A 26,560-nucleotide genomic window follows, 5' to 3' on the forward strand; every position below is an offset into this window, starting at 1 on the left:
AATTCTATTTATGTAAAAAATCATTACAACCCATCAAATTCTCTTTTTAGCTCCTCTCTTAGCTCTTCAGCTCTATCTTCACCGTTTTTGAAATTTCTCTTTATAAAGCTATCAAGCTCGTCCAAGATCGCAAAGAGTTCGCTCTCCCAGTTTAAATTCTCTTGCTTTGATAAAGTTTCCAGTTTTTCTCTTATTTGCTCTAAGGCATCTAATGCTTTATCCTTCTCAGACTCACTATTTAGCGCATCTTCAAATAAAATATCTTGCCTTAAGGCGTTTATTTTTTTAAATATTACATTGCAAAATTTTGGATATTTCTCAGCATTGCTTAAATTTTCTAAAACCTCCTGTGCGGCCTTTTGATAAGCTGGCACCGCTCCCTCTTCGTCTAGCTTTCTGGTTAGTTTTTGTATCTGAAAATATAAAATAAGCGCTGCAAAAAACGCAAGCAGCAAATAAATCGTCACATTATTCATTTTTACTCCTTTTTCTAAATTTATCTATGCTAATTATCGCAAGTGCCAGCCAGATCATGCAAAACGAGATGACTTTGTAGCCGTCTAAATTTTCGCCGTAAATGAAGACCGCACAAAGGATCGCGATGGTCGGCGATATGTATTGCAAGTAGCCAATCGTTGTTAAATTTATCCTTATTGCCGCTGCGTTAAAAGCGACAAGCGGCACGATGGTTACGATGCTTGAAGCGATCATTAAAAGTGAGTCCTCATTTAGTCCAAAATGGCTTTTACCTAAAAATGCTATGTAAAGGACGTAAGCAAGTGCAAATGGAAACATAAAAAATGTCTCTATAAAAAGCCCGTTAAATGCGCTAATCTTTGCCATCTTTCTAACTGCTGCGTAAAATCCAAATGAAAGCGGCAAGATAATGGAAACTAATGGCAATCCACCTTGGGCATAAATTTGTACACTAATGGCTAAAACGACTATACAAATGGCTAAAATTCCGCTTTTATTTAGCCTTTCTTTGAAGATGATAACGCCAAGAAGCATGCTTATTAGTGGATTTATAAAATAGCCCAAGCTTGTGTCCAAAATTTTGCCATTGCTAACAGCATATACATAAACGCCCCAGTTTGTAGTGATAAATATACCACTCAAAAATAGGATTTTTAGCGAACGAATATCTTTAAGTAAAGTAAAAGTTTCACCCATTTTGCCACTAAAATAAAGCACGCCAGCCATTAAGAAAAATGACCAAATGACCCTATGAGCTAAAATTTCATAAGCATTGACATCTTTACTAAATAGGTTGAAATAAACCGCCAAAAACCCCCACATAAAAAAGGCACTAAGCGCGAGAATAACGCCTTTTTGGCTCTCATTTAGTCTTGGTATTTTTGTCGCCTTTTATAGAATTTATACTATCTATCATCAAAAGCGTGACAGAGATGGCTAGGCAGATCATCAAAAAGTATGAGCTTTTCTCCAGTCTCTCGCCGATGGCAAATGAGACAAAAAGCATCATTATAGGCTCAAAATATGTAAGCAAACCTAGTACATTTATCGGCACGAGCGTGCTTGAGAGGATCTGGGCGATGAGGGCTATGCCGCTGATAGCACCAAGCAAGATGAGCAGATAGTAGATGTTTGGATTTTGGCTCATTACGTAGTCCATATCGGCTGTGAGCGCAAAATAAAATGAGAATAAAAACATAAAAATTATCTCGATAACAAAGCTTGAGAAATTTGCAAGGTTGTAGTACTTTCTAATGGTAAAATAGACTGGATAAAGGCAAAAAACTACAGCGCTCTCCCACGAGATGCCACCGCTTATGACCGCTGTGCTAAAGACGCCAATGGCAGCGAAAAATATCGATGCTAACTTTGTTTTTGAGAGGTGCTCTTTGAAAAATATCCGTCCAAAAAGGACCATGACTATTGGCATGATGAGGTAGCCTATCGAGACTTTTAGCGCTGCGCCGTTACTTGGAGCCCAGAGATAGAGCCACATCTGAAATGAGACGATGAGCGAGGTAGCAAGCAAAACTAGTAAAATTTTAGGTTTTAGCTTTATTTTTAGAAGTAAAAATTTGAAATTTCGCTGCTGTTTTAACAAAAAAATGGCGGCGATGACAAAAGGCATGGCAAAGATCATGCGGTATCCAATAAGAGCTTGCGTGCTAATTGGATTCATAAGCACTGACATGTAGTAAATGCAGTTAAATAAAACTGATGCCAAAAGCGAATAAAAAATGCCTTTTATCATGAAAAAAATCTTCTCTTTTTTTGGGTAAATTTAAAGTAGCGATTGTAGGCAAAATATCTTTAATAACCCATTAATGGCTTTTATTTTTTAAGTTTGCCGTGATATAATCAGCGTCTAATTTAAGGCAAAAAAGATAGGAAAATAAATGACTTGGAACCGCGATAGCTGGAGAGAATTTAATATCTTGCAACAACCAAATTACCCAGATTTAAAAGAGCTTAAAGAGGTCGAAGAAAAATTAAAATCACTTCCTCCTTTGGTCTTTGCTGGAGAGGCTAGAAGTTTAAAAGAAGAACTTGCAAAAGTTTGTAATGGCGAGGCATTTTTGCTTCAAGGTGGCGACTGCGCTGAGAGCTTTACAAATTTTAATGCAAACAACATCAGAGATATGTTTAAGGTTTTACTTCAAATGGCGATAGTTTTAACCTTTGCTGGTGGCTATCCGGTGGTCAAAGTGGGCCGCGTAGCAGGGCAGTTTGCAAAGCCTAGAAGTAGCGATTTTGAAGAGGCAAATGGCATTAAGCTTCCAAGCTATAGAGGCGACATCATAAATGGTTTTGAATTTGATGAAAAAGCTAGAGTGCCTGATCCTAAACGCATGATAGAAGCCTACTATCAAAGTGCATCTACGATGAACTTACTTAGAGCCTTTTCAAGAGGCGGTTTAGCCGACCTTCATCAAGTGCATAAGTGGAATTTAGGCTTTGTTAAAAAGCCAGAGATCGGCGAGAAATACGCAAAACTAGCTGATGAGCTAACAAAGACACTTTCATTTATGGCAGCTTGTGGCATCACTTCAGCAAATACGCCAGTCATAAATCAAACCGCGGTTTATACATCTCACGAGGCACTTTTGCTACCTTATGAGGAGGCATTGACTAGGGTTGATAGTCTTAGTGGTGAGTGGTACGACTGCTCGGCTCATATGCTTTGGATAGGCGAAAGAACGCGTGGTATAAACGATGCTCACGTACATTTTTTAAGTGGTGTGAAAAATCCTATCGGCGTAAAGATCGGACCAAGTGCAAAGGCTGAAGATGTCGTCGCTCTTGCAAATAAACTAAATCCAGAAAATGAAGCTGGCAGACTAAATGTGATAATCAGAATGGGCGCTGATAAGATAGGCGAAAATTTACCAAAAATTTTAAGAGAGCTAAAGCGAGAAGGGCTAAATATCGTTTATAGTATCGATCCGATGCATGGCAACACTGTAAAAACCTCAAATAACTACAAAACCAGAGAATTTGACAAGATAATAAGCGAAGTTAGAAGCTTTTTTGAAATTCACAAAGCTGAGGGCACAAGAGCTGGCGGTGTGCATCTTGAGATGACAGGCCAAGACGTGACTGAGTGTACGGGCGGGGCATTAAATATCACTGAAAGTTCGCTTGAGCAAAGATATGAAACACAATGTGATCCAAGGTTAAATGCTGATCAGGCACTTGAGCTTGCATTTTTGATGGCTGATCTAGTTAAAAAAGCTTAGAATTTATAAAATTTGGAGAAAAAGATGGTAAATGTTTATGATCTAATCGTTGTTGGTGGCGGACCTTGCGGGATTGCTAGCGTAGTTGAGGCAAAAAGAAATGGCTTAAACAATGTTTTGCTTCTTGAAAAAGGTGATAATCACAGCCAGACGATAAGAAAATTTTATAAAGATAATAAACGCGTAGATAAAGAGTATAAAGGGCAAGATAGCACGATACATGGCGTAGTTTCATTTGAGGATGGCACGAAAGAGAGCACGCTTGATTATTTTGACAAGCTGCTTGATACTGAAAAGATTGAAGCTTTTTTTAACTCTGAAGTAGAGAGCGTGAAAAAAGATGGAGAAAATTTTAAAGTAACTACCTCAAAAGCCGTCTATGAAGCTAAAAATGTGATGATATCAATTGGCAAAATGGGACGACCAAATAAGCCTGATTATAAAATTCCGCCTTCACTAAACTCGGTTGTAAATTTTAACCTTGATAGCTGTACAAACGGCGAAAAGGTGCTTGTTGTAGGTGGCGGAAACTCAGCAGTTGAGTATGCGATCGAGCTTTGCCAATACAATAAAACCACAATCGCTTATAGAAAAGATAATTTTAGCCGCGTAAATGAGACAAATTTAAGCGCGCTTTGGGAGCTAGAAAAGCACGGTAAGATAAAAGTTAGGCTAAATCACGATATAAAAGAGATAGATAACGAATCAGGCAAAGTTAGAGTGCATTACGAAAATGGCAAAATTCGCGTTTATGACAGAGTTGTCTATGCAATAGGCGGCTCAAGTCCGGTTGATTTTTTACAAAAATGTCAGATAAAAATTGATGAAAAAGGCACTCCAATAGTTGATAGCAACTACCAAAGTAGCGTACCAGGACTTTATGTGGGTGGTGACATCGTGCTAAAAAATGGCGGCTCAATAGTCGTTGCGCTAAATCACGCTCATCACGTCATAAAAGATATTTTAAAGGGCAAGGCATAAGCTTGATAAATAAAATTTTACTAGCTATTTTTTGTTTGATAGTTGGCTTTTGCCTATCGTTTTTTAAATCTCCAAAAGAAGATGAGACACCAAAAGATACTACTCAAACGATTTATTCTATAAATTTTGACAATTTGCCAGAAGAAGAGAGACAAAAGTACATCAGCAAAGACGATCTTTACGAATATGGCGGATATATAACTCCAAAAAGCTATATCCAAAATTTTACTGAAACGAACGATCAAAATTTATCAAATGATGTAAATGAACTTCAAGAACAAGTTCGTGAGCTAAGTAAAAAAAATAAAATTTTAGCTACTGATAATGTCGATATCAGCGAGAAAAATTTAGACTTTATAAGCAAAATTTCAGAGATGAAAAAAAATATCGAAAATGAAAAAAATGAGATAGTTGAGAAAAATCAAAAGACACTAGGCGAGCTTGAAGCGCAACACTTTGAAAACATACAAACTCTCACAAAACGGCTAAATGAAGCTCAAGCTGATATGATTGAGAGCTCAAAAGCCTATGAAAAAAAGATAATAGACCTTGAAAATGCGATAAATGAGGCAAAAAATGGCGATGAAAGTAAGGTAAAAGATATCGAAGCAAATTTTGCTAAATTTAAAGAGATGGCTGAGGCAAATTACACAGCTTTAAAAGAGCAAAATATAGAGCTAAATACGACACTGGCTCAAAAAGACGCGCTAATAAAAGAGTACGAAAATACTCAAAATGAAAAAGATAAAAACGAAAAAAGAGAAATTTTGCTTTTAAAAGAGGAGATTGAGCGAGCAAAGAGTGATGCTAAGACACAAAAATTTAGCTACGAAAAAGAGATAAATGCACTAATTGATGGCTTTGAAACGCAAAAGAGTGTTATGGAGGATGAGCTTTCCAAAAAGGCAAATAAGATAATTGATCTTGAGGAGGCTCTTGAGTCAAGCAAGACTGCCTTAAAAGATAGAATTTATGAACTTGATGAGATAAAGAAAAATTTAAACTCAAAAGATTTGGCAGTTGAGAACTATAATGGTAAAAATTTAGAGCTAAACGCCTCTCTTGCGGCACTTCATAAAAGTTTTAATGATCTAAAAGAAAAAAATCTTAAAAGCGAGCAGGAAAATAAACTCGCAAATGAAAATATAAGCTTGCTTAAAAAAGAGCTTGAGCGAGTAAATTTGATAAACAAAAAGCTAGAGAAGCAAAATTTAGATGCAAATGCAAGTCTAAGTGAGCTAAATAAAAAGCTAAATTTAAGTGAAGAGAGCCTTAAAAATGCACGAGATGAGCTAAAGACGCTTGATACAAAGACGAATAAATTTTTAAAAACTTTGTTTGAGCAAAATCAAACTATCTCTTTGCAGACCCAAAAGCTTGGTTTAAATGACAGTGAGCTGAAAAATTTAAGTGCAAAGATAAACTTAAAAGATGAAAAGATAAAAGAGCTGGAAAATAATCTCACACAAACAAGCCAAATGCTAGTAGCAAAGCAAAGTGAGCTAGAAGCTCAAAAAAGAACGCTAAAGATCGATATGCAAAACTATGAAATTTTGCGTCAGCAAATAAATATTTTGCAAAAAAAGATAGCCGATACGTCAGCTCTTTTTGCTGATAGCAATAAAAGTGGCGGTAAAAATTTACTAAGCTTACAAAATGAGCTTGAAAGTGCAAAACATAAGTTAAACGAGAGTAATAAGACGATTGAAAGGTTAAATTCTAAAATAAATGAACTTAGCTCATCTAGCGTAAAAGGAAGTCCAGTAAATGCCAAAATCATCGAACTTCAAAAAGATATCGAGCAAAATTTAAATAGGCAAGATGAGCTTGAAAATGAAAATGTGAATTTAAAAAATATTTTACAGGCGACAACTAAGCCAGAGACGCCAACAAAGCTAGTTTTGATCTCTAGCCTTGAGTGTGATGACATGGACGCAAAAGATAAGATTAGCGTGATGTGTAAGAATAGAGTGAGCGAATTTTTGCAAAGATTTAACTCAAACTACCTTTATGAGATAATTCCGATCGTAGATAAGAAAAATTTTGTCATCCCGTCAAATGTGGCGCAAAGCATCAAAAAAGATGATCTTGGCAGGCTAAATAACTATGTAAATTATGGCGTTGGTAAAGAGCGCGCAAAGGCAGCAGCCGAGCTTATAAAAGAAGAATTTGGCGATTTTGCAAGGATCAGCTTTAGCTCAGAAGTGATCGTAAAAGATGTCACGCGTGGCTTTATCATCAAGGTTTATAGATGATCTTGGCTCAGCTAAAAAGTGGCTATCGCTACAACAGCGATACGCTGGTACTTTATGATTTTATAAGCTCAAGTTTGAAAAATTTTTCAGGCAGGATTTTAGACGTTGGCTCAGGGTGCGGGATACTTGGGCTTTTGCTTAAACGCGACTTTAAAAATTCCAGCCTAAGCTTGCTTGATATCTTACAAATAAATGGTGAAATTTCTAAATTTAATACCAGTAAGAACGGCTTGGAGGCAGAAATTATAAATGCTAATTTTGCAGATTTTAAAGATAGTGAGAGATTTGACCTCATCGTATCAAATCCACCATTTTATCACGAGGGTGCAAAACAAAGCGAAGATGAGCATATAAAGGCTAGTAGATACACAAGCTCTTTGGGTCTAAAAGACTTTATAAAAGGTATAAGCGTAAATTTAAAGCCTCACAAAAGGGCGTTTTTTTGCTATGCACCTGATGATCTTAGTCAGATTGTAGCGTGTCTAAAAGAGTTTAAGTTAAATTTAGTAAGCCTAAAATTTATTCATACAAAGGCTGATAAGCCAGCAAATTTGGCCTTGTTTGAGGTAAGAAATAATTCAAACTCAAAGCTAAAAATTTTGCCACCTTTGGTAATGAGCGAAAATGGCTCGCATACAAAAGAGGCGATTGAAATTTTTAAAAAAGCTGATACAAACAGCGTTGATTATCAGGGGCTAGCGTGAGGGTGCAAGGTTTTAGCTATGAGTTTGATGCCAGCTTTTGCGAGAGCTGCGGCGGTAAGTGTTGCACGGGAGAGAGTGGCTACATCTGGATAAATGAAGAAGAAATTTCAAAATTTTGCACTGCATTTCATATGAGTAAAGATGAGTTTGAAAAGCAGTTTTTAATAAGAGTTGGGCTAAGGTGTAGCATAAAAGAGAAGCCTTATGAAGATGGCTTTGCTTGTGTATTTTTTGATGAAAAAAATAAAAACTGCTCAGTCTATGAGCTAAGGCCACAGCAGTGTAGGACTTTTCCGTTTTGGAATTATTTTAAAAAAAATTTAAAGGAGCTAAAAGCAGAATGCATTGGCGTAAAATTTTAGTATTTTTTATGAGCGTATTTTTTAATTCGCAGCTACTTTTGGCTGACGATAATAAAAGTATAAATTTACGCCTAATGCAGGCTTTATTGTTTCAAGATAGCGGAGATGTGAATGCTAGCATTCAAGCTTACTCAAACATTTTTAAAGATACAAATCAAAAAGCTTATTTAAAAGAGGCGATCAAACTCGCCTTTGCTACAAAAAATGAAAATTTAGACGCTTTGATAAGTGAAGGCGAAAAAAGCTTAAAAGACGACAGCGATTTTATCCGTATAAAGGTGGCAAATTTAGTAAATCTTTCAAAGCTAAATGAGGCTAAAAGTTTAATGCAAGAGCTTGCCACAAAAGAGCCAAATGCTCAAAATTTACTCATGCTTGGCACAATTTGTATGATGCAAAATGAAACAACGACTGCACTAAAATACTTTGAAGAGGCATACTCGCTAAAGCAAGAAGAAGAAAATTTGCTCCGCATCGTTGATATTTTGATAAATCGCATGGATAAGATAAAAGACGCTACAAAATATCTTGAAAAATTTAAAGATGAACAAGGCTGCACGCTAAAGACTTGCGAGCTTTTGGCTGAAATTTACTCCCAGCAAAGAAATTTCCCAAAGGTGATCGAACTCTTTGAAGAGCTTTATGAGCTAAATCACGACACTTCTTATCTTGATAAGATCGTGCAGTTTTTTATCTATGATAAAAATTACAAAGCAGCAATTGAAATTTTAAAAAAATATAGCTACAACGATATAGCGCTTATGGATCTTTATGCGGCGACTAGTAATTTTGGTGACGCATACATACTTGCTGTTAAAATTTATAACGATAGCAGGGATTTAAATTTTTTAGCAAAAGCCGCGATTTACGAATACGAGATGAATAAAGATAACTTGAACGAACAAAAAATGTCTGAAATTTTAGACAAATTTGAAGCTAGCGTGCCAAAGCTAGAAAATGATATGTTTTTTAACTATTATGGCTACTTGCTGATAGATCATGATATTGACCCTAGAAAGGGTATAGAGCTTGTGCAAAAGGCGCTTGCTATCTCGCCTGAGTCGCCTTATTATGAGGATTCGCTAGCGTGGGGATATTTTAAGCTTGGTGAGTGCAAAAAGGCAAAGGGCATTATGCAGCATGCAATGAAAGATATTGATTTTAGAGCTTCAAAAGAGGCAAAAGAGCATTTGCACCTAATAGAGCGCTGTATAATAAATCTAAACAAAAGGCTTAAAAAATGATACTTGATGAGATAATTAAAAAAACTAAAGATGATCTTGAAAAAAGAAAAGCAGACTTCCCTGAGGAGTGGCTTGGCCGCTCGCTCGCGTACAATCCATACGTGCCAAGAGATGTTTTAAATGCGCTTAGAGCAAGTCAAAATGAGCCGATAAAAATAATAGCGGAGATTAAAAAAGCAAGCCCAAGTAAGGGCGTGATAAGAGAAGACTTTGAACCTATAAAAATCGCTCAGGAATACGAGCCATACGCAAATGCTTTTAGTATCTTGACTGAACCACATTGGTTTAAAGGCAACATCGAGTATATCACGCAGGTTAGGCGCTACGCATCAAGGACGATCCTTAGAAAAGATTTTATTATTGATAAGTATCAAATTCTTGAAGCTCTTGTTTATGGGGCAGACTTTATCTTGCTCATCGCAAAAGCATTAACTCAAAACGAGCTAAAAGAGCTTTTAGACTACGCTCATCATTTAGGTCTTGAAGTTTTGGTTGAAACTCACGACGCAAGCGATGTAAAAAAGGCTATCTTTGCAGGAGCAAATATAATAGGTATAAATCACCGAAATTTAGATGATTTTACGATGGATATGAGCCTTTGTGAGAAGCTCATACCACTTTTGCCAAATGGCAAGATAATAGTTGCTGAAAGCGGTCTTTACGAGCATGAACAGCTTAGAGAGCTAAGTAAAATAGGCGTAGATGCTTTCTTGATAGGAGAGCATTTTATGAGGCAAGATGATATAAAAAATGCCGTCAAAAAGATAAAGGAGGGCGAGTAATGCAGCACCTTTGTGCCCCTTGGAGAAGCGAATACTTTAGTGCTAAAAAAGATAGCTGTGTTTTTTGTGATGTTATAAACTCAGATGATGATGATAAAAATGGCGTACTTTTTCGAGCTAAACATTGTTTTGGGATTATGAATTTATATCCGTATTCTCCAGGTCATTTTATGATAATACCAAATCAGCATACCGACAAGATCGAAGAGCTTGATGAGCAGACTTGGTTTGAGATGAGTAAATTTGTAAGGCTTGGAGTTGAAATTTTAAAAAAAGAGCTTTATGCTAATGGCGTAAATATAGGTATGAATTTAGGCAAGGCAGCGGGAGCTGGCATAGCTGAGCATGTGCATTATCACCTTGTGCCAAGGTGGAGCGGAGATACAAATTTTATAACTACCATCTCTGATGTGAGAGTAAATGGCACGCCATTTTATCCACTTTTTGAGAAACTAAAAAAGGCATTTAGTGCCATTATTTGAGCTTGATGTAGAGCAGTGGCTAGAGAAAAGAAGCTCTTTTGAAATTTTAATAGACGCAAGATCGCCACATGAATTTTTATATTCACACATAAAAGATGCCATAAATTTATATGCTTTAAATGACGCGGAACATAAAGAGGTAGGCACACTCTATAAAAGCGATAGATTCCTAGCAAAGAGTCTTGGTGCAAAGTATATCTGCAAAAATTTACAAAATATCATTGATGAGGTTTATAAAAGAGCCAAGGTTGGTTCAGCTATTGGCATCTACTGCGCTAAAGGCGGGCTTAGATCAAATTCTGTTGGCTATGTGCTAAGCATGATAGGATATAGAGTTTTTAGACTTAGTGGCGGTTATAAAGCTTATAGAAATCACGTTTTAGAATTTCTAAATCGACCTTTAAGCACGAAATTTATCACTCTTTTTGGCAATACTGGCTGCTACAAAAGTAAGCTCATAAGGGCTCTAAGCCCGTCAATAGACCTTGAAGCTATGGCAAATCATTTAGGATCTGTCTTTGGGGCAATAAATGGCGCGCAGCCAAGCCAAAAAAGCTTTGAAGATGCGTTGTTTGAAAAGCTCATAACGCTAAAAGATAAAATTTGCTTTATTGAGGGTGAGAGCAGAAGGATAGGCTCATTAAGTTTGCCAAAAAGTCTTTATGAGGCGATGCGTAGTGGCATAAATGTCGAAGTAAGTGCAAGTTTAGAAAAAAGAATTTCTTGTATAGTAGATGACTATAAAAGTGTGGATAAATCTTTTTTTGACGAGTGTATGAAGAAAATTTCGCCATTTATCGATAAAAAAGCTAGAGATGAAGCTATGGCTAAATTTAATGAAAATGACATTGCTAAAGTAGCTGAAATTTTACTCACAAAATACTACGATAAAGTCTATAAGAAAAATGAAAATATTAATATTTTTATAAATTCTGATGACTTTGACGAAGCCGTTAAAAAGCTAAATGATATAAAAAATGAAGCAAAATTTTAGGCTTATTTTAATTAAAAAATTAAGCCTAAAATTTATACAAATGAGTTTTAGCTCTTAAAAATTTTATAGTCTTTGCTCACTTAAATTTATCAATTTTACTAAAAATAATATGTTTAGTTTTATGTAAAATATTTTGTATTATTTTTTTAAATTAGTTAAAAATTTTTCAAGAAAATCAAAGCAATACCTAAAATTCGCTAGAAAGTTAAAATGGATTTAAAATGCTTTGGGATATAATTTGCGATAAATTTATCAAAAGGCTAAAGTGATGATAAAACAGATTTCTGGTTCACAGATGATAAGCGAGGCCTTGCACGAAGAGGGCGTTGAGATAGTTTTTGGCTATCCTGGCGGTGCAGCTTTAAATATCTACGACGAAACATACAAGCAGACTTATTTTAAACACGTTTTGGTTCGCCACGAGCAAGCAGCCGTTCACGCGGCCGATGGATACGCTAGAGTTAGTGGTAAAGTTGGCGTTGCTTTTGTGACAAGTGGCCCTGGCTTTACAAATGCTGTCACTGGCCTTGCAACAGCTTATAGCGACAGCATACCGATCGTGCTTATAAGTGGTCAAGTACCAACATTTATGATCGGCACAGATGCTTTTCAAGAGATCGATGCGGTCGGCATTTCACGCCCCTGTGTTAAGCATAACTTTTTAGTTAATAGCGTCGAAGAGCTACCTCGTATCATAAAAGAGGCCTTTTACATCGCAAGATCAGGCCGTCCAGGACCAGTTCATATCGATATCCCAAAAAATATCACATCAAGACTTGGAGATTTTGTATATCCAAAAGAAATTTCTATCCCAAGTTACAAACCGACCTATAAGGGCAACTCAAAACAGATAAAAAAAGCAGCAGTTGCGATAAATGAAGCTAAAAGGCCGCTTCTATACATCGGTGGCGGTGCGATCGCATCTGGAGCTAGTGATATTATCCGTAAATTTATGCAAAAAACTGGCATCCCAGCGGTCGAGACGCTGATGGCGCTTGGCGTACTTGACGCAAAAGATGAGCTAAATTTAGGCATGGCAGGCATGCATGGCAGCTACGCTTCAAATATGGCACTTAGCGAGTGCGACCTTCTCGTTTCGCTTGGGGCTAGGTTTTGTGATAGGATCACTGGCAGGACGGATGAGTTTGCCAAACATGCAAAGATAATTCACATCGATATCGATCCAAGCTCCATCTCAAAGATCATAAATGCCCACTATCCAATCGTTGGTGATCTTACAAACGTGCTAACTGAGCTTTATGAAGAAGTCAATGCAAAGCCTGAAAACTACGCACCTTGGAGAGAAATTTTATATAGATATTCTAAGTTAAATCCACTTGGCTACACAGATAGCGACAAGGTCTTAAAGCCACAATGGGTCATCGAAGAGACCGCAAAGATAGCAGGAGCTGATGCGATAATCTCAACAGACGTCGGCCAGCACCAAATGTGGGTGGCGCAGTTTTATCCGTTTAACCGAGCAAGACAGCTTGTCACAAGTGGCGGACTTGGCACAATGGGATACGGCCTCCCTGCAGCGATCGGCGCAAAATGTGCAAAACCAGACAATCTTGTTATAAATTTTACAGGTGATGGCTCAATACTTATGAATATCCAAGAGTTGATGACGGCTCATGAGATAAATATGCCCGTTATAAACATCATTTTAAACAACAACTTCTTAGGCATGGTTCGTCAGTGGCAGACATTTTTCTATGAAAAACGCTACTCATCGACTGATCTTAGCTTGCAACCTGATTTTGTAAAGATCGCTGAAGGATTTGGCGGAGTTGGCTTTGTTTGCAAGAGTAAGGATGAGTTTAGAAAGGCTTTAAAAGAAGCGATCGATAGTAAAAAATCAGCAATGATCGACGTTAGGATCGACCGCTTTGAGGACGTGCTTCCTATGGTTCCAGCTGGAGCTGCGATTTATAATATGATATTAAAGAGCAAGGAAGAAAAATGAGTATCAGAAGAACGATATCAGTTATAGTTTTAAATGAACACGGCGTTTTGGCTAGAATTTCTGGACTTTTTGCAGGCAGAGGCTACAACATCGATACACTCACCGTTGCTCCGATACCTGAGAGCAATTTCTCAAGGTTAAGTATAGTCACAAGCGGCGACGAGAGAGTTTTAGAGCAGATCGTAAAACAGCTTCATAAGCTCATACCTACATATAAAGTTATAGAAAGTGGCGAATTTGTCGAAAAAGAGATGGCGCTCGTAAAAATTCCGCTTGGTGAAAATTTCGCCGGCCTTGAGGCGATACTAAAGTCGTACAATGGTATCGTTACAAATACAAATGAAAACTACATCGTTGTCATGGTGGCTGACGATGCGAGTAGGATAGAGAGCTTTTTAAAATCGATAAAGAAATTTAACCCAGTTGACGTCGTACGTGGCGGATCTGTGATAATGGATATATGATGAAACTAAGTGAAATAGCTTTAAAAGTAAATGCTACTTTTAGCGGAGAAGATATAGAAATTTTTGCTCTAAATTCTTTAAAAAATGCAAATAAAGCTGAGCTAACATACTGCGATGGCGAGAAAAATGCAAAATTTATAAGTACGTCAAACGCTGGAGCCATCTTGGTGACAAAATCGCTTTTAGACTTGGTGCCAGCTGGTATGGTCGCACTTGTGTGTGATAACCCGCACCTTGCATTTGCCTTGCTTAGTAAAGATTATGCTAAGCCACTTTTTTGCGAGCCAAAGCCATCAAATATCGCCAAGAGTGCAAAGATAATGCCAAATGTCTATATCGGCTCAAATGTGAGCGTAGGCGAAAATACGGTAGTAATGGCTGGGGCATTTTTGGGCGATAACGTAACTATCGGTAAAAACTGCATCATCCATCCAAATGTCGTCATCTACAACGACTGCGTCATCGGCAATGAGTGCCATCTGCTGGCAAACTGCGTTATAGGCAGCGATGGCTTTGGCTATGCACATACAAAAACTGGCGAGCATGTAAAAATTTATCACAATGGCAATGTTGTTTTAGGTGATTTTGTTGAGATCGGCGCTTGCACGACGATAGATCGTGGCGTTTTTGAAAGCACGATGATCGCAAACTACACAAAGATAGATAATCTCGTTCAAATAGGCCATAACTGCGAGCTTGGAAATGGCTGCCTAATCGTCTCACAAACTGGCCTTGCTGGCTCAACAGTGCTAGGCAGAAACGTTGTAATGGGCGGACAAAGCGGCTCAGCTGGTCATGTAAGCGTTGGAGACTTCGCGCAGATCGCTGCACGTGGAGGCGTTAGCAAAGACCTACCTGGCGGCAAAAAATACGCTGGAGCTTATCCGATAATGGAGCTTTCAGATCAGTTTAAACTCCAAGCAAAAATTTTGAGATTTTTTAAGAAAAATTGATTGCAAGCTTTTGCGAGCTTAAAATCGCAAAAGCTTTTTATCTCGTAGCCTAAAAATGCTAATTCTATTTTAAAACGAGCTAGACTTAAAATTTATATGTTGAGTTTGGCAAAATACAAATTAGCTATTTTATTTTAAATTTCTATTTATTTGGCTTTGTTCTCTTTTATTACTCTAGCCGTTTCTATTGCGATTTCTAGCTCTTCGTTTGTTGGTATGATGAGCGTTTTTATCTTAGCGTCATCCCCGTCTATGCATCTCTCGTCTCGCATGTCTTGGAAATTTAGATCGTGATTTATGTGAATGCCAAGATGTTTTAATTCATCACAAATTTTTTGCCTTGTGTTTGGTGCATTTTCGCCAATGCCACCGGTAAATATAAGCGCATCAACGCGTCCTAAAATGGCGTAATATGAGCCAATATATTTTTTTACTCGGTAACAAAACATCTCAAATGCAAGCTTTGCTCGCTCATCGTTTTGCATTTTAGCTACAACCTCTCTCATGTCGCTTGAGCCACAAATTCCAAAAAGTCCGCTTTTTTTGTTTAAAAAGTTATCGATCTCGTTCCACTTTAAAACGCCGATATTTAGCAAGTAAATGACCACAGCTGGGTCCATATCGCCGCTTCTTGTACCCATTATGAGCCCTTCAAGTGGGCTAAGCCCCATCGAGGTATCGATACTTTTGCCATTTTGTACTGCACAGGCTGAGGCGCCGTTACCTAGATGAAGCGAGATAGCGTTAAATTTATCAAATTCTATGCCAAGCATTTTGGCTGCTTGCTTGCAAACATATCTATGTGATGTGCCGTGAAAGCCGTATTTTCTGATATGATGAGTCTTGCAAACGTCGTAGGGTAGGGCGTAGCGGTAGGCGTACTCTGGCATGCTTTGATGAAATACCGTGTCAAAAACGACCACGTGAGGCACATTTTTGCTCTCTTTCATTGCGTTTTTAATGCCAGCAAGGTGCCCTGGGTTATGAAGAGGGGCAAGTGGGCTTATCTCCTCTATCTTTTTAATAACGCTCTCATCAACGATCATTGAGCTAAAAAAGCTCTCTCCGCCGTGCACTATCCTGTGTCCGATGCCATCAAGCTCACTTAGATCGTGCAGAGTGTGTGAGGTGACAAAGAGCTCGTTCATCGCCTCAAGTCCGTCGTGGTGGTCTTTTATAAAGCGTTTTATCTCATAAATTTCGCCATTTGCTTTTAGTACCGCTCTTGAGCTATTGCTGCCGATTTGTTCGACCAGACCGCTTGCTAGGCTCGTTTTTGTCTGCATATCAAAAAGTTGAAATTTTATCGAACTACTACCTGAGTTTAAAACCAAAATTTTCATATTATTCTCCTGCTTGTATAGCACTGATTAAGATAGTATTTACCACGTCTTCAACGAGGCAGCCGCGACTTAGGTCGTTAACTGGCTTTTTTAATCCTTGAAGTATCGGACCCACGGCTAGAGCGTTTGCGCTTCGCTGAACTGCTTTATAGCAGATGTTTCCGCAGTTTAAATTTGGAAAGATAAAGACATTTGCATGCCCAGCAACCTCTGAGTTTGGCATCTTTTTGCTAGCCACGCTTAGATCAACGGCTGCGTCAAACTGAATAGGTGCTGCGATCTTTAAATTTGCATCAAGTTCGCTCGCCTTTTTGGCAGCCTCTTTTATAAATTCTACATCAGGCCCGCTACCACTATCAGCCGTAGAGTAGCTTAGCATGGCGATCTTTGGGTTAAGACCAAAGGCGCTTGCCGTTTGAGCGCTGCTTAGCGTTATGCTAGCTAGCTCATCTGCGCTTGGATTTGGCGTGACGGCGCAGTCGGCAAAAAGCAAAATTTCTTCTTCAAGCGCCATAAAAAATGCCCCACTTACCACGCTTACATTTGGCTTTGTTTTTATTATCTGCAAGGCTGGGCGGATCGTATCAGCTGTGCTCATCGTAGCGCCGCTTACCAAGGCATCGGCTAAGCCCTCGTGAATTAGCATCGTAGCAAAGTAAATTTTATCTTTTGCAAGCGCATTTGCCTTGGCTTCATCCACGCCTTTATGTTTTCTAAGCTCATAAATTTTCTTTGCAAATTCATCTGTTAGCTCATTTTGTTTTGGATTGATCACTTTGGCTTTGCTTAAATTTAGCCCCAAAGCGGCCGCTTTTTTTGAAATTTCATCTTCAAGTCCTAGCAAGATGATATTTGCCGCGTCTTTTTCTAGCACGATGTGAGCTGCTTTTAAAATTCTCTCATCGTCACTCTCTGGTAAAACAACGGTCTTGTTTGCAGCTTTAGCTCTTTTTAGAAGCAAGCTTTGAAATTTAAATGGTGTGATGATATCTGCTTGATAGTTTAAAATTTCGTCGATCTTATCGGTAATTAGAAGCTTTGAGTTTGGATTTAGTGCTTTTAGCTCGCTTGCATTTTCATCAAAGACTGGCGTGTTTAAATTTCTAGCTAGCTTTAAATTTAGCTCGCTTTTGCCAAAGACACTAAAACTCTCACAGCCAAGAACTATGACAAAGTCGCTTTTGGCTTTTAACTCTTCAAATTTATCTATAAATTTTAGAAAAAATTCTTTTTCATTTGAATTTATTAAGTTATTTTTATCGTTTTCATCTGGGATTATCTTAAAAATCTCAACTTTTTTAAATTTTGTAGCTATAATTTCTTGCAGATGTGCTAAATTTTTGTCTGTAAAAACGTAACAACTTTTCATTTGTGACCTTTTTTAGGAACTTAAATTGCTTAATTTTAGCACAAAGATACTTATTTTAAGGCATTTTTTATGAACCATAAAACGATTTGGCTCGTCTTATCTGCGGGCATTATTTGCACTGGCTGCACACCAAGTGCTGATCCTCATATCAATATGAAACCCCCAGTTTATGTCGAGCAACTCCCTTCAAAAGATAGTGGCACCGGACAAAGCAACGCTGGCAGCCTCTTTGGTAAGGGCGAGAATCCTCTTTTTTCAGATAGAAAAGCGATGAATGTAAATGATATCGTGACTATCGTTATCTCAGAAAATGCAAGTCAAACTTCAACTGGTAGCAAAAGCACAAATAAAGATAGCACCATTTCGCTTGGTGGCGGTGTTTTCACAGCTGGGGCTGCACCGCTTTCAACTGTGGCTGATAATCTAAACAAATACGGCGATATCGGCTTTAAAGCAGGTGGCGGAAACAAATTTACAGGAAGTGGCACTAGCAACAGAAGCGAGAAATTTACCGCAACCATTTCAGCCAGGATCATAAAAATACTAAATAATGGCAACTATTTCATAGAAGGTAGCCGGGAGCTACTTATAAACGGCGAAAAGCAGATCATGCAAGTAAGCGGCGTTATCAGACCTTACGACATCTCACAAAACAACGAAATCGACTCAAAATACATAGCTGACGCCAAAATTTTATACAAAACCGAGGGCGAGCTAGACAAATCTACCAAAAAACCTTGGGGTACAAGACTTATGGAGGCCATCTGGCCATTTTAATGCAAATTTAAAAGCCTAAAATTTAATCAATTTGGGCTTTTAAAAATTTATATCTCAAAAATTTCTCTCGCCTTAAATATGCTAAATTTTTAAAAATCATTAAAAATTATAGTTGATATTTACTTTCAGAATAATATGCTTAAAATATTGAAAATTCATCAAAACAAAATAAAATTTCTCAAAATATTATTTTTTATATTTTGAAAATATATCGCAAAAAAGGGATTTTAAATTTTTTAGTTAAAGTTTATTTAATTATAAATATTAATTTTATAAAATAATTTTTTACTTCTTTAAACAAAGATATTATTAACAAAAGTAAAATTTTCAAGCAAAGGAGCTTATATGAATAATGACTTGCGTCAAAAGATAGATAGACGCTTAAGTGAGCTTAGTGCGTTACCTAAGATGAAAAGCGACTCGAGTATTGCGCAGCTTTTAAAAGAGAAGGGCTTTACGAGGCGTGATTTTATGAAGTGGGCTGGTGCGATGACAGCTTTTATGGCTCTACCAAGTACGATGACACCGATGGTTGCTCGTGCTGCTGAGCTTAGCGATAGGCTTCCTGTGATATGGCTTCATATGGCAGAATGCACAGGCTGTAGCGAGAGCTTACTAAGAACTGACGCTCCAAGCATAGATAGTCTTATATTTGACTACATAAGCCTTGAATACCACGAAACTATCATGGCAGCCTCTGGTTGGCAGGCTGAAGAAAATTTAGAGAGTGCGATCGAAAAATACAAAGGCAGATACATCCTACTAGTTGAGGGAGGTATCCCAACTGGTGCGACTGAAAATTTCTTAACAGTTGGACCTCATGGCACAACAGGTAAAACTCATGCTGTAAATGCTTCAAAAGACGCAGCTGCTATCTTTGCGATCGGCACCTGTTCTAGCTTTGGTGGCATTCAAGCTGCAAGGCCAAATCCATCAAATTCAGTGGGACTTTCAAAGGTCACTGATAAGCCAGTTATTAATGTTGCGGGCTGTCCACCAAGTGAGAAAAATATCGTTGGCAACGTGCTTCACTTCTTACTTTTTGGCACACTTCCAGCGCTTGATGTTTATAATAGGCCAAAATGGGCTTATGGCTTAAGAATTCACGATCTTTGCGAAAGACGTGGTCACTTTGACGCTGGCGAGTTTGTCCAAAGCTTCGGCGATGAAGGTGCAAAAAATGGATACTGCTTATACAAAGTAGGTTGCAAAGGTCCATATACATTTAATAACTGCTCACGTGAGAGATTTAACCAGCACACATCATGGCCAGTTCAAGCAGGTCACGGCTGTATAGGCTGCTCAGAGCCAGACTTCTGGGATACGATGGGACCATTTGAAGAGCCTATGGCAGATAGACTCTTTGATACTGTTTTGGGTCTTGGAGCTGATAATGTCAGCGATAAAGTTGGCATCGGAATTTTAGCTCTTACAGGCATTGGTATAGCAGCTCACGCTGTTATAGCTTCTATGAGTAAAGATAAAGAATAAGGCGAAAAAATGAGTGAAAAAAGAATAGTAATAGACCCTATAACACGTATCGAGGGACACTTAAGAATAGAAGTTGTTGTAGATGAAAATAATGTCGTAAAAGAGGCTTACTCTGGCTCAACTCTTTGGCGTGGCTTAGAGCAGATCGTAAAAGGCAGAGACCCAAGAGATGCTGGCTTTTTCATGCAAAGAATTTGTGGCGTTTGTACATACTCACACTACCGAGCAGGCATCATCGCGGTTGAAAATGCCCTTGGCATCAAGCCTCCACTAAATGCAGAGCTAACTAGAACGCTTATGAACGCAGCTTTATATCTTCACGATCACATCGTACATTTTTATCAACTTCACGGCATGGACTGGGCAGACGTCGTCTCTGCACTAAGCGCAGATGTGCATAAAGCTAGCGAAGAGGCGTTTAAATACACTGATTTGCCATTTGCCACTGGAGCTGACAAGCTAAAAGAGGTAAAAGAGAGAGTTGAAGCCTTTGTTAAAAAGGGCAATCTTGGACCATTTGCCAACGCATATTGGGGACATAGCAAATATAAATTTACGCCAGAGCAAAATTTAATCGTCCTCTCTCACTACTTAGAGTGCTTAAGGATTCAAAGAACAGCAGCTCAGATGATGGCTATCTTTGGTGCGAAGAACCCACATCCACAAAGCTTAACAGTTGGCGGTGTGACCTGTGTGATGGACCTTATGGATCCAGCTAGAATGGGCGAATATATGAGCAAATTTGCTGAGATTAAAGAATTTGTAGATAGAGCTTACTATCCAGATATCTTGATGGCAGCTAAAGCTTATGGTAATGAGCCAAGCGTTCTAAACGATGTTGGTGTGGCAAATTTACTCTGCTACGATGAGTTTTTGATTGGTAAAAATGATCATCTATTTAAAGGTGGCTATATCTTAAATGGCGATCTTAACAAGGTTTATGATATCGATGAAAATAAAATTACTGAAGAGGCTACTAGGTCTTGGTATAAAAACGACAAAGCGCTTCATCCATATGACGGCGAGACCGAGGCAAACTACACAGGTCTTATTGACGGTGAGAGCATAGATGCCGAGGGCAAACTAGCTCACAGTAAGCTTTTTGATACAAAAGGCAAATATAGCTGGATTAAAGCACCAAGATATGATGGCATGCCTATGCAAGTGGGTCCAATAGCAAGTATCGTTATAAACTACGCTAGAGGCAACGAGAGAGTTAAAAAGGTGGTTGATGAGTTTTTAGCAAAGAGTGGCTTGCCATTAAGTGCGGTTTTCTCAACTCTAGGCAGAACCGCTACTCGTATGCTTGAGGCAAAAGTGGTCGCAGAGCATACAATGGATGCATTTAATGCTTTGATCGAAAATTTAAAATCAGATCAAGAGACTTGCACAAAATATGTAATCGATAACAAAAAAGAGTACAAAGGAAATTTCCAAGGCAATGCTCCAAGAGGTGCGCTTAGCCACTGGTGCCGCATAAAAGATGGTGTTATCACAAACTGGCAAGCAGTCGTACCAAGTACTTGGAATGCCTCTCCAAAAGACGCACAAAATCAAATGGGAAGCTACGAAGCGTGCTTAGTTGGTTTAAAGATCGCTGATCTTTCAAAACCACTCGAGATAATACGAAAAATTCACTCTTATGATCCTTGCATCGCGTGTGCCGTGCATGTTATGGATACGAAGGGAAATGATTTGAGTACTTATAAGATAAATCCAAATTTGTAAGGAGAGAATATGTCACATAAAAATGCTGACAGGATCAGCGAATACGAATTCTCCATTGGCGTTAGGCTGACACACTGGATTAGATTTGCAGCGATCACACTTTTGGTTGTGAGTGGCTACTATATCTCATACGTTTTTGTGAGTCCAGAGATCACGAGCGAGCCTACAAATTTTATGCAAGCAAAGTGGCGTTTGGCGCACCAGGTCGCTGGCTTTGTGCTAATAGCGGTATTTATCTTTAAATTTTATCTATTTGTCTTTGATAAACACAGCAAAAAAGAGTGGATGAGCGTGCTTGACTTTTTAAGTCCAAAAGTTTGGATAGCGCAGATCAAGTACTACATCTTTATGGGGCCACATCCGCATTTAAGGGGCGTTTATAACCCTTTGCAGTTTGCCTCATACTTTTTCTTTTATCTTGTTTTGACTCTTATTTGCCTAAGCGGTCTTGTGCTTTATGTTCATGTTTATCATGAGGGACTTGGCGGAGCACTTTATGAGCCAGCAAGATTTTTTGAAGAGCTTATTGGTGGATTAGCAAATGTCAGAACGATACATAGAATTTGTATGTGGGTCATTATGATTTTTGTGCCGATTCATGTTTATATGGCAGTATTTAACGCTGTTAAAGGCAAAAATGGAGCGATGGACGCTATCGTTAGTGGTTATAAATTTGTAAAAGAACACTGATGAGAGTGCTGGTTCTTGGTATTGGCAACGTGATGTTTGCCGATGAGGGCATAGGTGTTCATTTTGTAAATTTGATGGCTAAAAACTACAAATTTACAAGTTCTAAAAACGAGCTTACTCTAATGGACGGGGGCACTTTAGCCCTCGCCCTAACTCACATCATAAGCGAATTTGACTATCTTGTCGTTGTTGACTGCATTAGCGCGAACGGCACAAGCGTGGGTGATGTTTATTTCTTCGACTTTCTAAACATACCAAATTTTATCAGCTGGGATGGCTCGGCTCACGAGATCGAGATGCTCCAGACCCTTCATCTAATGGAGCTTGCAGGCGACAGACCGACAACCAAAATTTTAGGCATCGTGCCTAGCCGCATAGAATCATCAAATTTTAGTCTCTCAGATGATGTTATAAACGCTTCTAATATTTTAGAAAAAACGCTGCTTGAACACTTAAAAGAGCTTGATTTTAAGTGTGAAAAGGTGGCAAATTTTACCCTAAATGATATCGTTGATGAATACGCTAAAAAAGGTTTAAAATGATACTTGCTTTTAAATTTACTTGCCACAAAGACGCTTCGTTTCTAGCGCCATTTTTACGCTTGCTTGCTGGCGATCTAGCTCATAGTATAAAGTGCAAAGAATATGAAATTTGTCTAAAGGTAAGTGGTAACGCCAGCGAGCTTGAGAGCGTGGCAAATAAAGCAAGTGCGCTCTTGCCATTTAGTCTTTTTATAAAGCACAGTGAGGTTTTGGCTGCAAGTGAGCTTGATGAAGATAGCAAGATAAATGAGATAAAATTTGGCGGCCTAACTCCGACTCAAGCGAGCACATTTTTGGCTAGCGAAAAGGCTATTTTAAATGAAAGTGGCGTGCTATGTGAGAGTAAATTTGAGGGTGAGATAACGCTTGGTAATTTTAATGAAAAGCTAAAAGCTTGCCTAAATTTGTTAAAAAACGGCAAGGGCGTTTGCATAGAGCAAGATGAAAATTTATATGAAATTTCTCTTGGGATAAAATTTGATGCAAATTTCTTGATGCCTGTAAATTTAAAACAGCTGCCAAAAATTTTTATCGCCGATGATAGGGCGCAGATCGCGCTTGCTAGCTTTGAAAAGCCACTTTTAGCACTAAAAACGACAGCCATTTACAGGCAAAACCACGAGGATGCACCGCTTTTTTTTGACGTGATGGCGCCAAATGATCTTTTTCTTTACGCCCTTTGCGAGCAGCTAAACAAAGATGGCTTTAGCTTTTTAAGTGTTTCTGTAAAGGAGCAAAAGAGCGCCCTTTCAAGGCTAATTTTACTTGAAAACAGCGCGCTTTTAAGCCCATTTTTTTACACAAAAGATGAGAAATTTGAGCTTAGCTATTTGGGCGAAGTGGCTTTGGGGCTTAAATTTAGCAAATTTAGCGATGATGAAATTTGCCTGCTTTCAAAATCAAGCAAAACACAGCTTCTATTTTTACCAAAATTTAGCAGCTTTGAAGAAATTTATGAGCTCATAAGAGCCGATTATGGCGGCGAAAGGCTACTTGAAAACTTCAGTAAAGAGCGCGCCCTGCCAAGAGGTAAATTTAGCTCAAATGCTAGCTTTTTCTCGCTATTTTGCATAGCTGGACGCTTGCTTGGCTTAAGCAGCGACTTTAAAAAAGCAGGGGAGAATTTGCTTCTAATGGCAAGCGATTTTAGTGGTCAAAAGGGCGTTAGGATAGATTATAAAATGAAAGATGACTTTGGTTTAGACGGGGTTAAGTTTGTAAAAAGTATTATTTCATTTATCCTTGCTGGCGCTGGAGAGAAGAATATCAGCTTTGGTTGCACCGAGTCTTTGGCGCATTTTTTGAGCGATTTTAGCTATGAGAAACGAGATAAATTTAACATTAAAAATGTTACTTTAAGCGGGGATTTATTTTATAATAAGGTAGTTAGCAACTTGATAAAAAAGCACCTAAACCCAAATATAAAAACAAATTTTGACCCCGGATTTGGCGTTGAGATCAAGCTTTAGATATGAGATCAAAGGCTTAGTTCAAGGCGTTGGTTTTAGACCTTTTGTCTATACTTTAGCGGACAAATTTAAGCTAGTTGGCGAAATTTACAACGATGATGAGGGCGTGAAGCTAAATTTTAGCGGCGAAGAGGCTAGCTTTTTGGCTTTTGAAAAAGAGCTTTATGAGAAGCTACCAGCCCTTGCTAGGATCGATGAACTGCATAAATTTAAGATAGATCAAATTTACGAAAAACTTGAGATCATCGCTTCAAAGTCAGCCACCAAACAAGCACCCATTTTGCCTGATTACGCACTTTGCGATGACTGCTTGCGCGATTTTTATGACCCTACAAATCCACGCTACAAATACCCATTTATAAACTGCACCAACTGCGGACCGAGATTTTCCATCATCAAAGCATTGCCCTATGACAGGGTAAATACGACGATGAACGAGTTTAAGATGTGCGAGTTTTGCGAAAGCGAATACAAAGATCCGCTTAATCGCCGCTACCACGCAGAGCCGATCTCTTGCCCAAACTGCGGACCAAAGCTATATCTAAAAGATAAATTTGGCAAAGTTTTGGCTAGTAAAAACGAAGCGGCCAAAGAGGCGGCTAAGCTCATAAACGAGGGTAAAATTTTAGCCATTAAAGGGCTTGGTGGCTTTCATCTAGTTTGCGACGCGACAAATGAAGCTGCAGTTTGCGAGCTAAGAGCTAGAAAGCACCGCCCAAGCAAGCCTTTTGCTCTGATGAGTAAAAATTTACAAAACGCTAGAAAAATAGCGCAAATTTCAGAAGCAGAGGCGAAGCTTCTTACTTCAAATTTAAAGCCGATCGTCTTGCTTGAAGCAAAAAACGGCTCAAATATCGCAAAAAGTGTCGCTCCAAATTTAAACAAGCTTGGTGTTATGCTCGCATTTAGCGGCATACATCTTTTGCTATTTGATTATTTAGAGCACGACATCATCGCAACTAGCGCAAACATCTCAGGCGAGGTTGTGATAAAGGATGAGAGCGAGCTAAGAGAAAAATTAGGCGGCGTCATAGACTTTTACCTTGATCACGACCGAGAAATTTACTCGCCAAGTGACGATAGTATCGCATTTTGCGTTGGCGATGAAGTGATTTTTACAAGAACAAGCCGCGGTTTAAATCCAAATTTCATCCATACAAATTTCAAGCAAAAAGGGACGTTTTTGGCCCTTGGAGCGGAGTTAAAAAGCTCATTTTGTATCTATAAAGACGGACTTTTGATGATTAGCCCATATATTGGCGACCTAAAAAACGTGGCGACTTTTGATAGGTTTAAGGACATTTTCACCCTTTTTGAAACGACTTATGATCTAAAAATAGACAAGGTCATAGCCGATCTGCATCCAAATTTTTTAAATACAAAATGGGCGAAGGATCAGGGCTTTGAGCTAGTTCATCTTCAGCACCACTACGCGCATTTGCTAAGCGTGATCTTTGAAAATGATTTGCCAGACAAAGAGTATCTTGGCTTTTGTTTTGATGGCACAGGATACGGGGAGGATGGCAAAATTTGGGGTGGCGAGGTTTTTAGGCTGGATAAAAATAGCTACAAAAGGGTTTTTCACTTTGATGAATTTAGCTTATTTGGCGGCGAAAATAGCATAAAAAATATCTATCTTATCGCTTATTCTATTATTTTGAAGTATGAGCTTGAGGACGAGGGGCGTAAATTTTTAGTAAATTTTGATGAAAAAGTGCTTCGAAATTTCAAGATGATGGAGCAAAAGGGGTTAAATTTAGTAAAAACTAGCTCTGTTGGTAGGATATTTGACGCATTTGGTGCGATAATATGTGGCATATCTCACTCGAGTTTTGAGGGCGAGAGTGGCATGAGGCTTGAGGCGCTTTATAATAAAAATTTAGACGTGTGTTACAAATTTAGCCTAAATGACGGAGTTATCGGCTTTAAAGAGGCCTTTAAAAGTGCTCTAAAAGATGAGCCAAGAGTGGCTGCAACGGCATTTATAAATGGCATGGCTGATATTATTTTTGAAATTTCAAAAAAAGAAAAAATGGAAATTTTACTAAGCGGCGGAGTTTTTCAAAATAAGACTTTACTCGAACTTATTTACAAAAAATTTACTAAAGTAAATTTGAAATTTTATATCAATAAAAAATTCTGTAGCAACGATTCTAACGTAAATTTAGGGCAAATTTATTATTATTTATCCACATTTTCTAATAAGTGATGTATAATGATTATAAACGGTAATCAAACAAGAAAGGAGCAG

General features: G+C 38.3%; 24 protein-coding genes. 19 read left to right on the forward strand and 5 right to left on the reverse strand.

Annotation, left to right across the window (positions count from 1 at the left end; all coding sequences use genetic code 11):
• Positions 1–23: 23 nt before the first annotated feature.
• Genes CVT13_RS00270 through rarD (CVT13_RS00280) form a run of 3 tightly spaced genes read right to left on the reverse strand, consistent with a single transcriptional unit; the run spans position 24 to position 2,227 of the window.
• Positions 24–476: an aryl-sulfate sulfotransferase gene (locus CVT13_RS00270; protein ID WP_107811185.1), complete on the reverse strand. Its 453-nt coding sequence runs from the start codon at positions 474–476 to the stop codon at positions 24–26.
• Positions 469–1,356 (reverse strand): EamA family transporter RarD, encoded by an 888-nt coding sequence (gene rarD, locus CVT13_RS00275; protein WP_107811186.1) that lies wholly within the window; start codon positions 1,354–1,356, stop codon positions 469–471. Before rarD (CVT13_RS00275) ends, CVT13_RS00270 begins: the two co-directional genes overlap by 8 nt.
• Positions 1,340–2,227, reverse strand: coding sequence for an EamA family transporter RarD (gene rarD, locus CVT13_RS00280; protein WP_009293763.1), 888 nt, complete (start codon positions 2,225–2,227; stop codon positions 1,340–1,342). The genes rarD (CVT13_RS00275) and rarD (CVT13_RS00280) overlap by 17 nt, the downstream gene beginning before the upstream one ends.
• A 145-nt stretch (positions 2,228–2,372) precedes the next feature.
• On the opposite strand from rarD (CVT13_RS00280), the gene CVT13_RS00285 reads away from it, so the two are divergent.
• The 12 genes from CVT13_RS00285 to lpxD all read left to right on the forward strand — a co-directional run bounded on the left by CVT13_RS00285 (position 2,373) and on the right by lpxD (position 14,900).
• Entirely contained in the window at positions 2,373–3,713 is a 1,341-nt protein-coding gene (locus CVT13_RS00285) for a class II 3-deoxy-7-phosphoheptulonate synthase (RefSeq protein WP_107811187.1), read from the forward strand.
• A 24-nt stretch (positions 3,714–3,737) separates the two neighbouring features.
• Positions 3,738–4,694, forward strand: a complete 957-nt coding sequence (locus CVT13_RS00290; protein ID WP_103641514.1) for an NAD(P)/FAD-dependent oxidoreductase — start codon at positions 3,738–3,740, stop codon at positions 4,692–4,694.
• Positions 4,695–4,696: 2 nt separating this feature from the next.
• Positions 4,697–6,949 carry a vesicular transport factor Uso1p gene (locus CVT13_RS00295; protein WP_107811188.1) on the forward strand — a complete coding sequence of 751 codons (2,253 nt, stop codon included), beginning with the start codon at positions 4,697–4,699 and terminating at the stop codon, positions 6,947–6,949.
• A complete protein-coding gene (locus tag CVT13_RS00300) occupies positions 6,946–7,653 on the forward strand; it encodes a tRNA1(Val) (adenine(37)-N6)-methyltransferase (protein WP_107811189.1) in 708 nt (235 codons plus the stop codon). Before CVT13_RS00295 ends, CVT13_RS00300 begins: the two co-directional genes overlap by 4 nt.
• A complete protein-coding gene (locus tag CVT13_RS00305) occupies positions 7,650–8,015 on the forward strand; it encodes a YkgJ family cysteine cluster protein (protein WP_021091298.1) in 366 nt (121 codons plus the stop codon). Before CVT13_RS00300 ends, CVT13_RS00305 begins: the two co-directional genes overlap by 4 nt.
• Positions 7,994–9,259, forward strand: coding sequence for a tetratricopeptide repeat protein (locus CVT13_RS00310; RefSeq protein ID WP_107811190.1), 1,266 nt, complete (start codon positions 7,994–7,996; stop codon positions 9,257–9,259). The genes CVT13_RS00305 and CVT13_RS00310 overlap by 22 nt, the downstream gene beginning before the upstream one ends.
• Positions 9,256–10,041, forward strand: coding sequence for an indole-3-glycerol phosphate synthase TrpC (gene trpC / locus CVT13_RS00315; protein ID WP_107811191.1), 786 nt, complete (start codon positions 9,256–9,258; stop codon positions 10,039–10,041). Before CVT13_RS00310 ends, trpC begins: the two co-directional genes overlap by 4 nt.
• The gene (locus CVT13_RS00320; RefSeq protein WP_107811192.1) at positions 10,041–10,523 is read left to right on the forward strand and encodes an HIT family protein; all 483 of its coding nucleotides are present in this window, start codon (positions 10,041–10,043) and stop codon (positions 10,521–10,523) included. Before trpC ends, CVT13_RS00320 begins: the two co-directional genes overlap by 1 nt.
• The gene (mnmH, locus tag CVT13_RS00325; protein WP_107811193.1) at positions 10,510–11,517 is read left to right on the forward strand and encodes a tRNA 2-selenouridine(34) synthase MnmH; all 1,008 of its coding nucleotides are present in this window, start codon (positions 10,510–10,512) and stop codon (positions 11,515–11,517) included. The genes CVT13_RS00320 and mnmH overlap by 14 nt, the downstream gene beginning before the upstream one ends.
• 271 nt (positions 11,518–11,788) lie before the next feature.
• On the forward strand, positions 11,789–13,483 hold the full coding sequence (locus CVT13_RS00330) for an acetolactate synthase large subunit (protein ID WP_234411947.1): 1,695 nt from the start codon (positions 11,789–11,791) through the stop codon (positions 13,481–13,483).
• A 2-nt stretch (positions 13,484–13,485) separates the two neighbouring features.
• Positions 13,486–13,947 carry an acetolactate synthase small subunit gene (ilvN, locus tag CVT13_RS00335; protein ID WP_223154204.1) on the forward strand — a complete coding sequence of 154 codons (462 nt, stop codon included), beginning with the start codon at positions 13,486–13,488 and terminating at the stop codon, positions 13,945–13,947.
• Entirely contained in the window at positions 13,947–14,900 is a 954-nt protein-coding gene (gene lpxD, locus CVT13_RS00340) for a UDP-3-O-(3-hydroxymyristoyl)glucosamine N-acyltransferase (RefSeq protein ID WP_107811195.1), read from the forward strand. Before ilvN ends, lpxD begins: the two co-directional genes overlap by 1 nt.
• 146 nt (positions 14,901–15,046) lie before the next feature.
• Here lpxD and CVT13_RS00345 read toward each other — a convergent pair whose 3' ends face one another.
• Together CVT13_RS00345 and pta are read right to left on the reverse strand one after the other, a co-directional pair.
• The gene (locus CVT13_RS00345) at positions 15,047–16,243 is read right to left on the reverse strand and encodes an acetate kinase (protein ID WP_107811196.1); all 1,197 of its coding nucleotides are present in this window, start codon (positions 16,241–16,243) and stop codon (positions 15,047–15,049) included.
• A 1-nt stretch (position 16,244) separates the two neighbouring features.
• On the reverse strand, positions 16,245–17,612 hold the full coding sequence (gene pta / locus CVT13_RS00350; RefSeq protein ID WP_107811197.1) for a phosphate acetyltransferase: 1,368 nt from the start codon (positions 17,610–17,612) through the stop codon (positions 16,245–16,247).
• A gap of 69 nt (positions 17,613–17,681) precedes the next feature.
• On the opposite strand from pta, the gene flgH reads away from it, so the two are divergent.
• The 7 genes from flgH to hypF all read left to right on the forward strand — a co-directional run bounded on the left by flgH (position 17,682) and on the right by hypF (position 26,518).
• Entirely contained in the window at positions 17,682–18,389 is a 708-nt protein-coding gene (flgH, locus tag CVT13_RS00355; protein ID WP_021091364.1) for a flagellar basal body L-ring protein FlgH, read from the forward strand.
• A 345-nt stretch (positions 18,390–18,734) separates the two neighbouring features.
• Entirely contained in the window at positions 18,735–19,880 is a 1,146-nt protein-coding gene (locus CVT13_RS00360; RefSeq protein WP_107811198.1) for a hydrogenase small subunit, read from the forward strand.
• Positions 19,881–19,889: 9 nt separating this feature from the next.
• Positions 19,890–21,608: a nickel-dependent hydrogenase large subunit gene (locus CVT13_RS00365; RefSeq protein WP_107811199.1), complete on the forward strand. Its 1,719-nt coding sequence runs from the start codon at positions 19,890–19,892 to the stop codon at positions 21,606–21,608.
• A gap of 9 nt (positions 21,609–21,617) precedes the next feature.
• The gene (cybH, locus tag CVT13_RS00370; protein ID WP_107811200.1) at positions 21,618–22,298 is read left to right on the forward strand and encodes a Ni/Fe-hydrogenase, b-type cytochrome subunit; all 681 of its coding nucleotides are present in this window, start codon (positions 21,618–21,620) and stop codon (positions 22,296–22,298) included.
• Complete coding sequence (locus CVT13_RS00375; protein ID WP_107811201.1) at positions 22,298–22,840, forward strand: HyaD/HybD family hydrogenase maturation endopeptidase; 543 nt, start codon at positions 22,298–22,300, stop codon at positions 22,838–22,840. Before cybH ends, CVT13_RS00375 begins: the two co-directional genes overlap by 1 nt.
• Entirely contained in the window at positions 22,837–24,309 is a 1,473-nt protein-coding gene (locus CVT13_RS00380; RefSeq protein WP_107811202.1) for a hypothetical protein, read from the forward strand. The genes CVT13_RS00375 and CVT13_RS00380 overlap by 4 nt, the downstream gene beginning before the upstream one ends.
• Positions 24,293–26,518: a carbamoyltransferase HypF gene (gene hypF, locus CVT13_RS00385; protein WP_107811203.1), complete on the forward strand. Its 2,226-nt coding sequence runs from the start codon at positions 24,293–24,295 to the stop codon at positions 26,516–26,518. Before CVT13_RS00380 ends, hypF begins: the two co-directional genes overlap by 17 nt.
• The last annotated feature ends 42 nt before the right edge of the window (positions 26,519–26,560 follow it).

This window comes from Campylobacter concisus, from assembly GCF_003049085.1.
Classification (GTDB): Bacteria; Campylobacterota; Campylobacteria; order Campylobacterales; family Campylobacteraceae; genus Campylobacter_A; species Campylobacter_A concisus_H.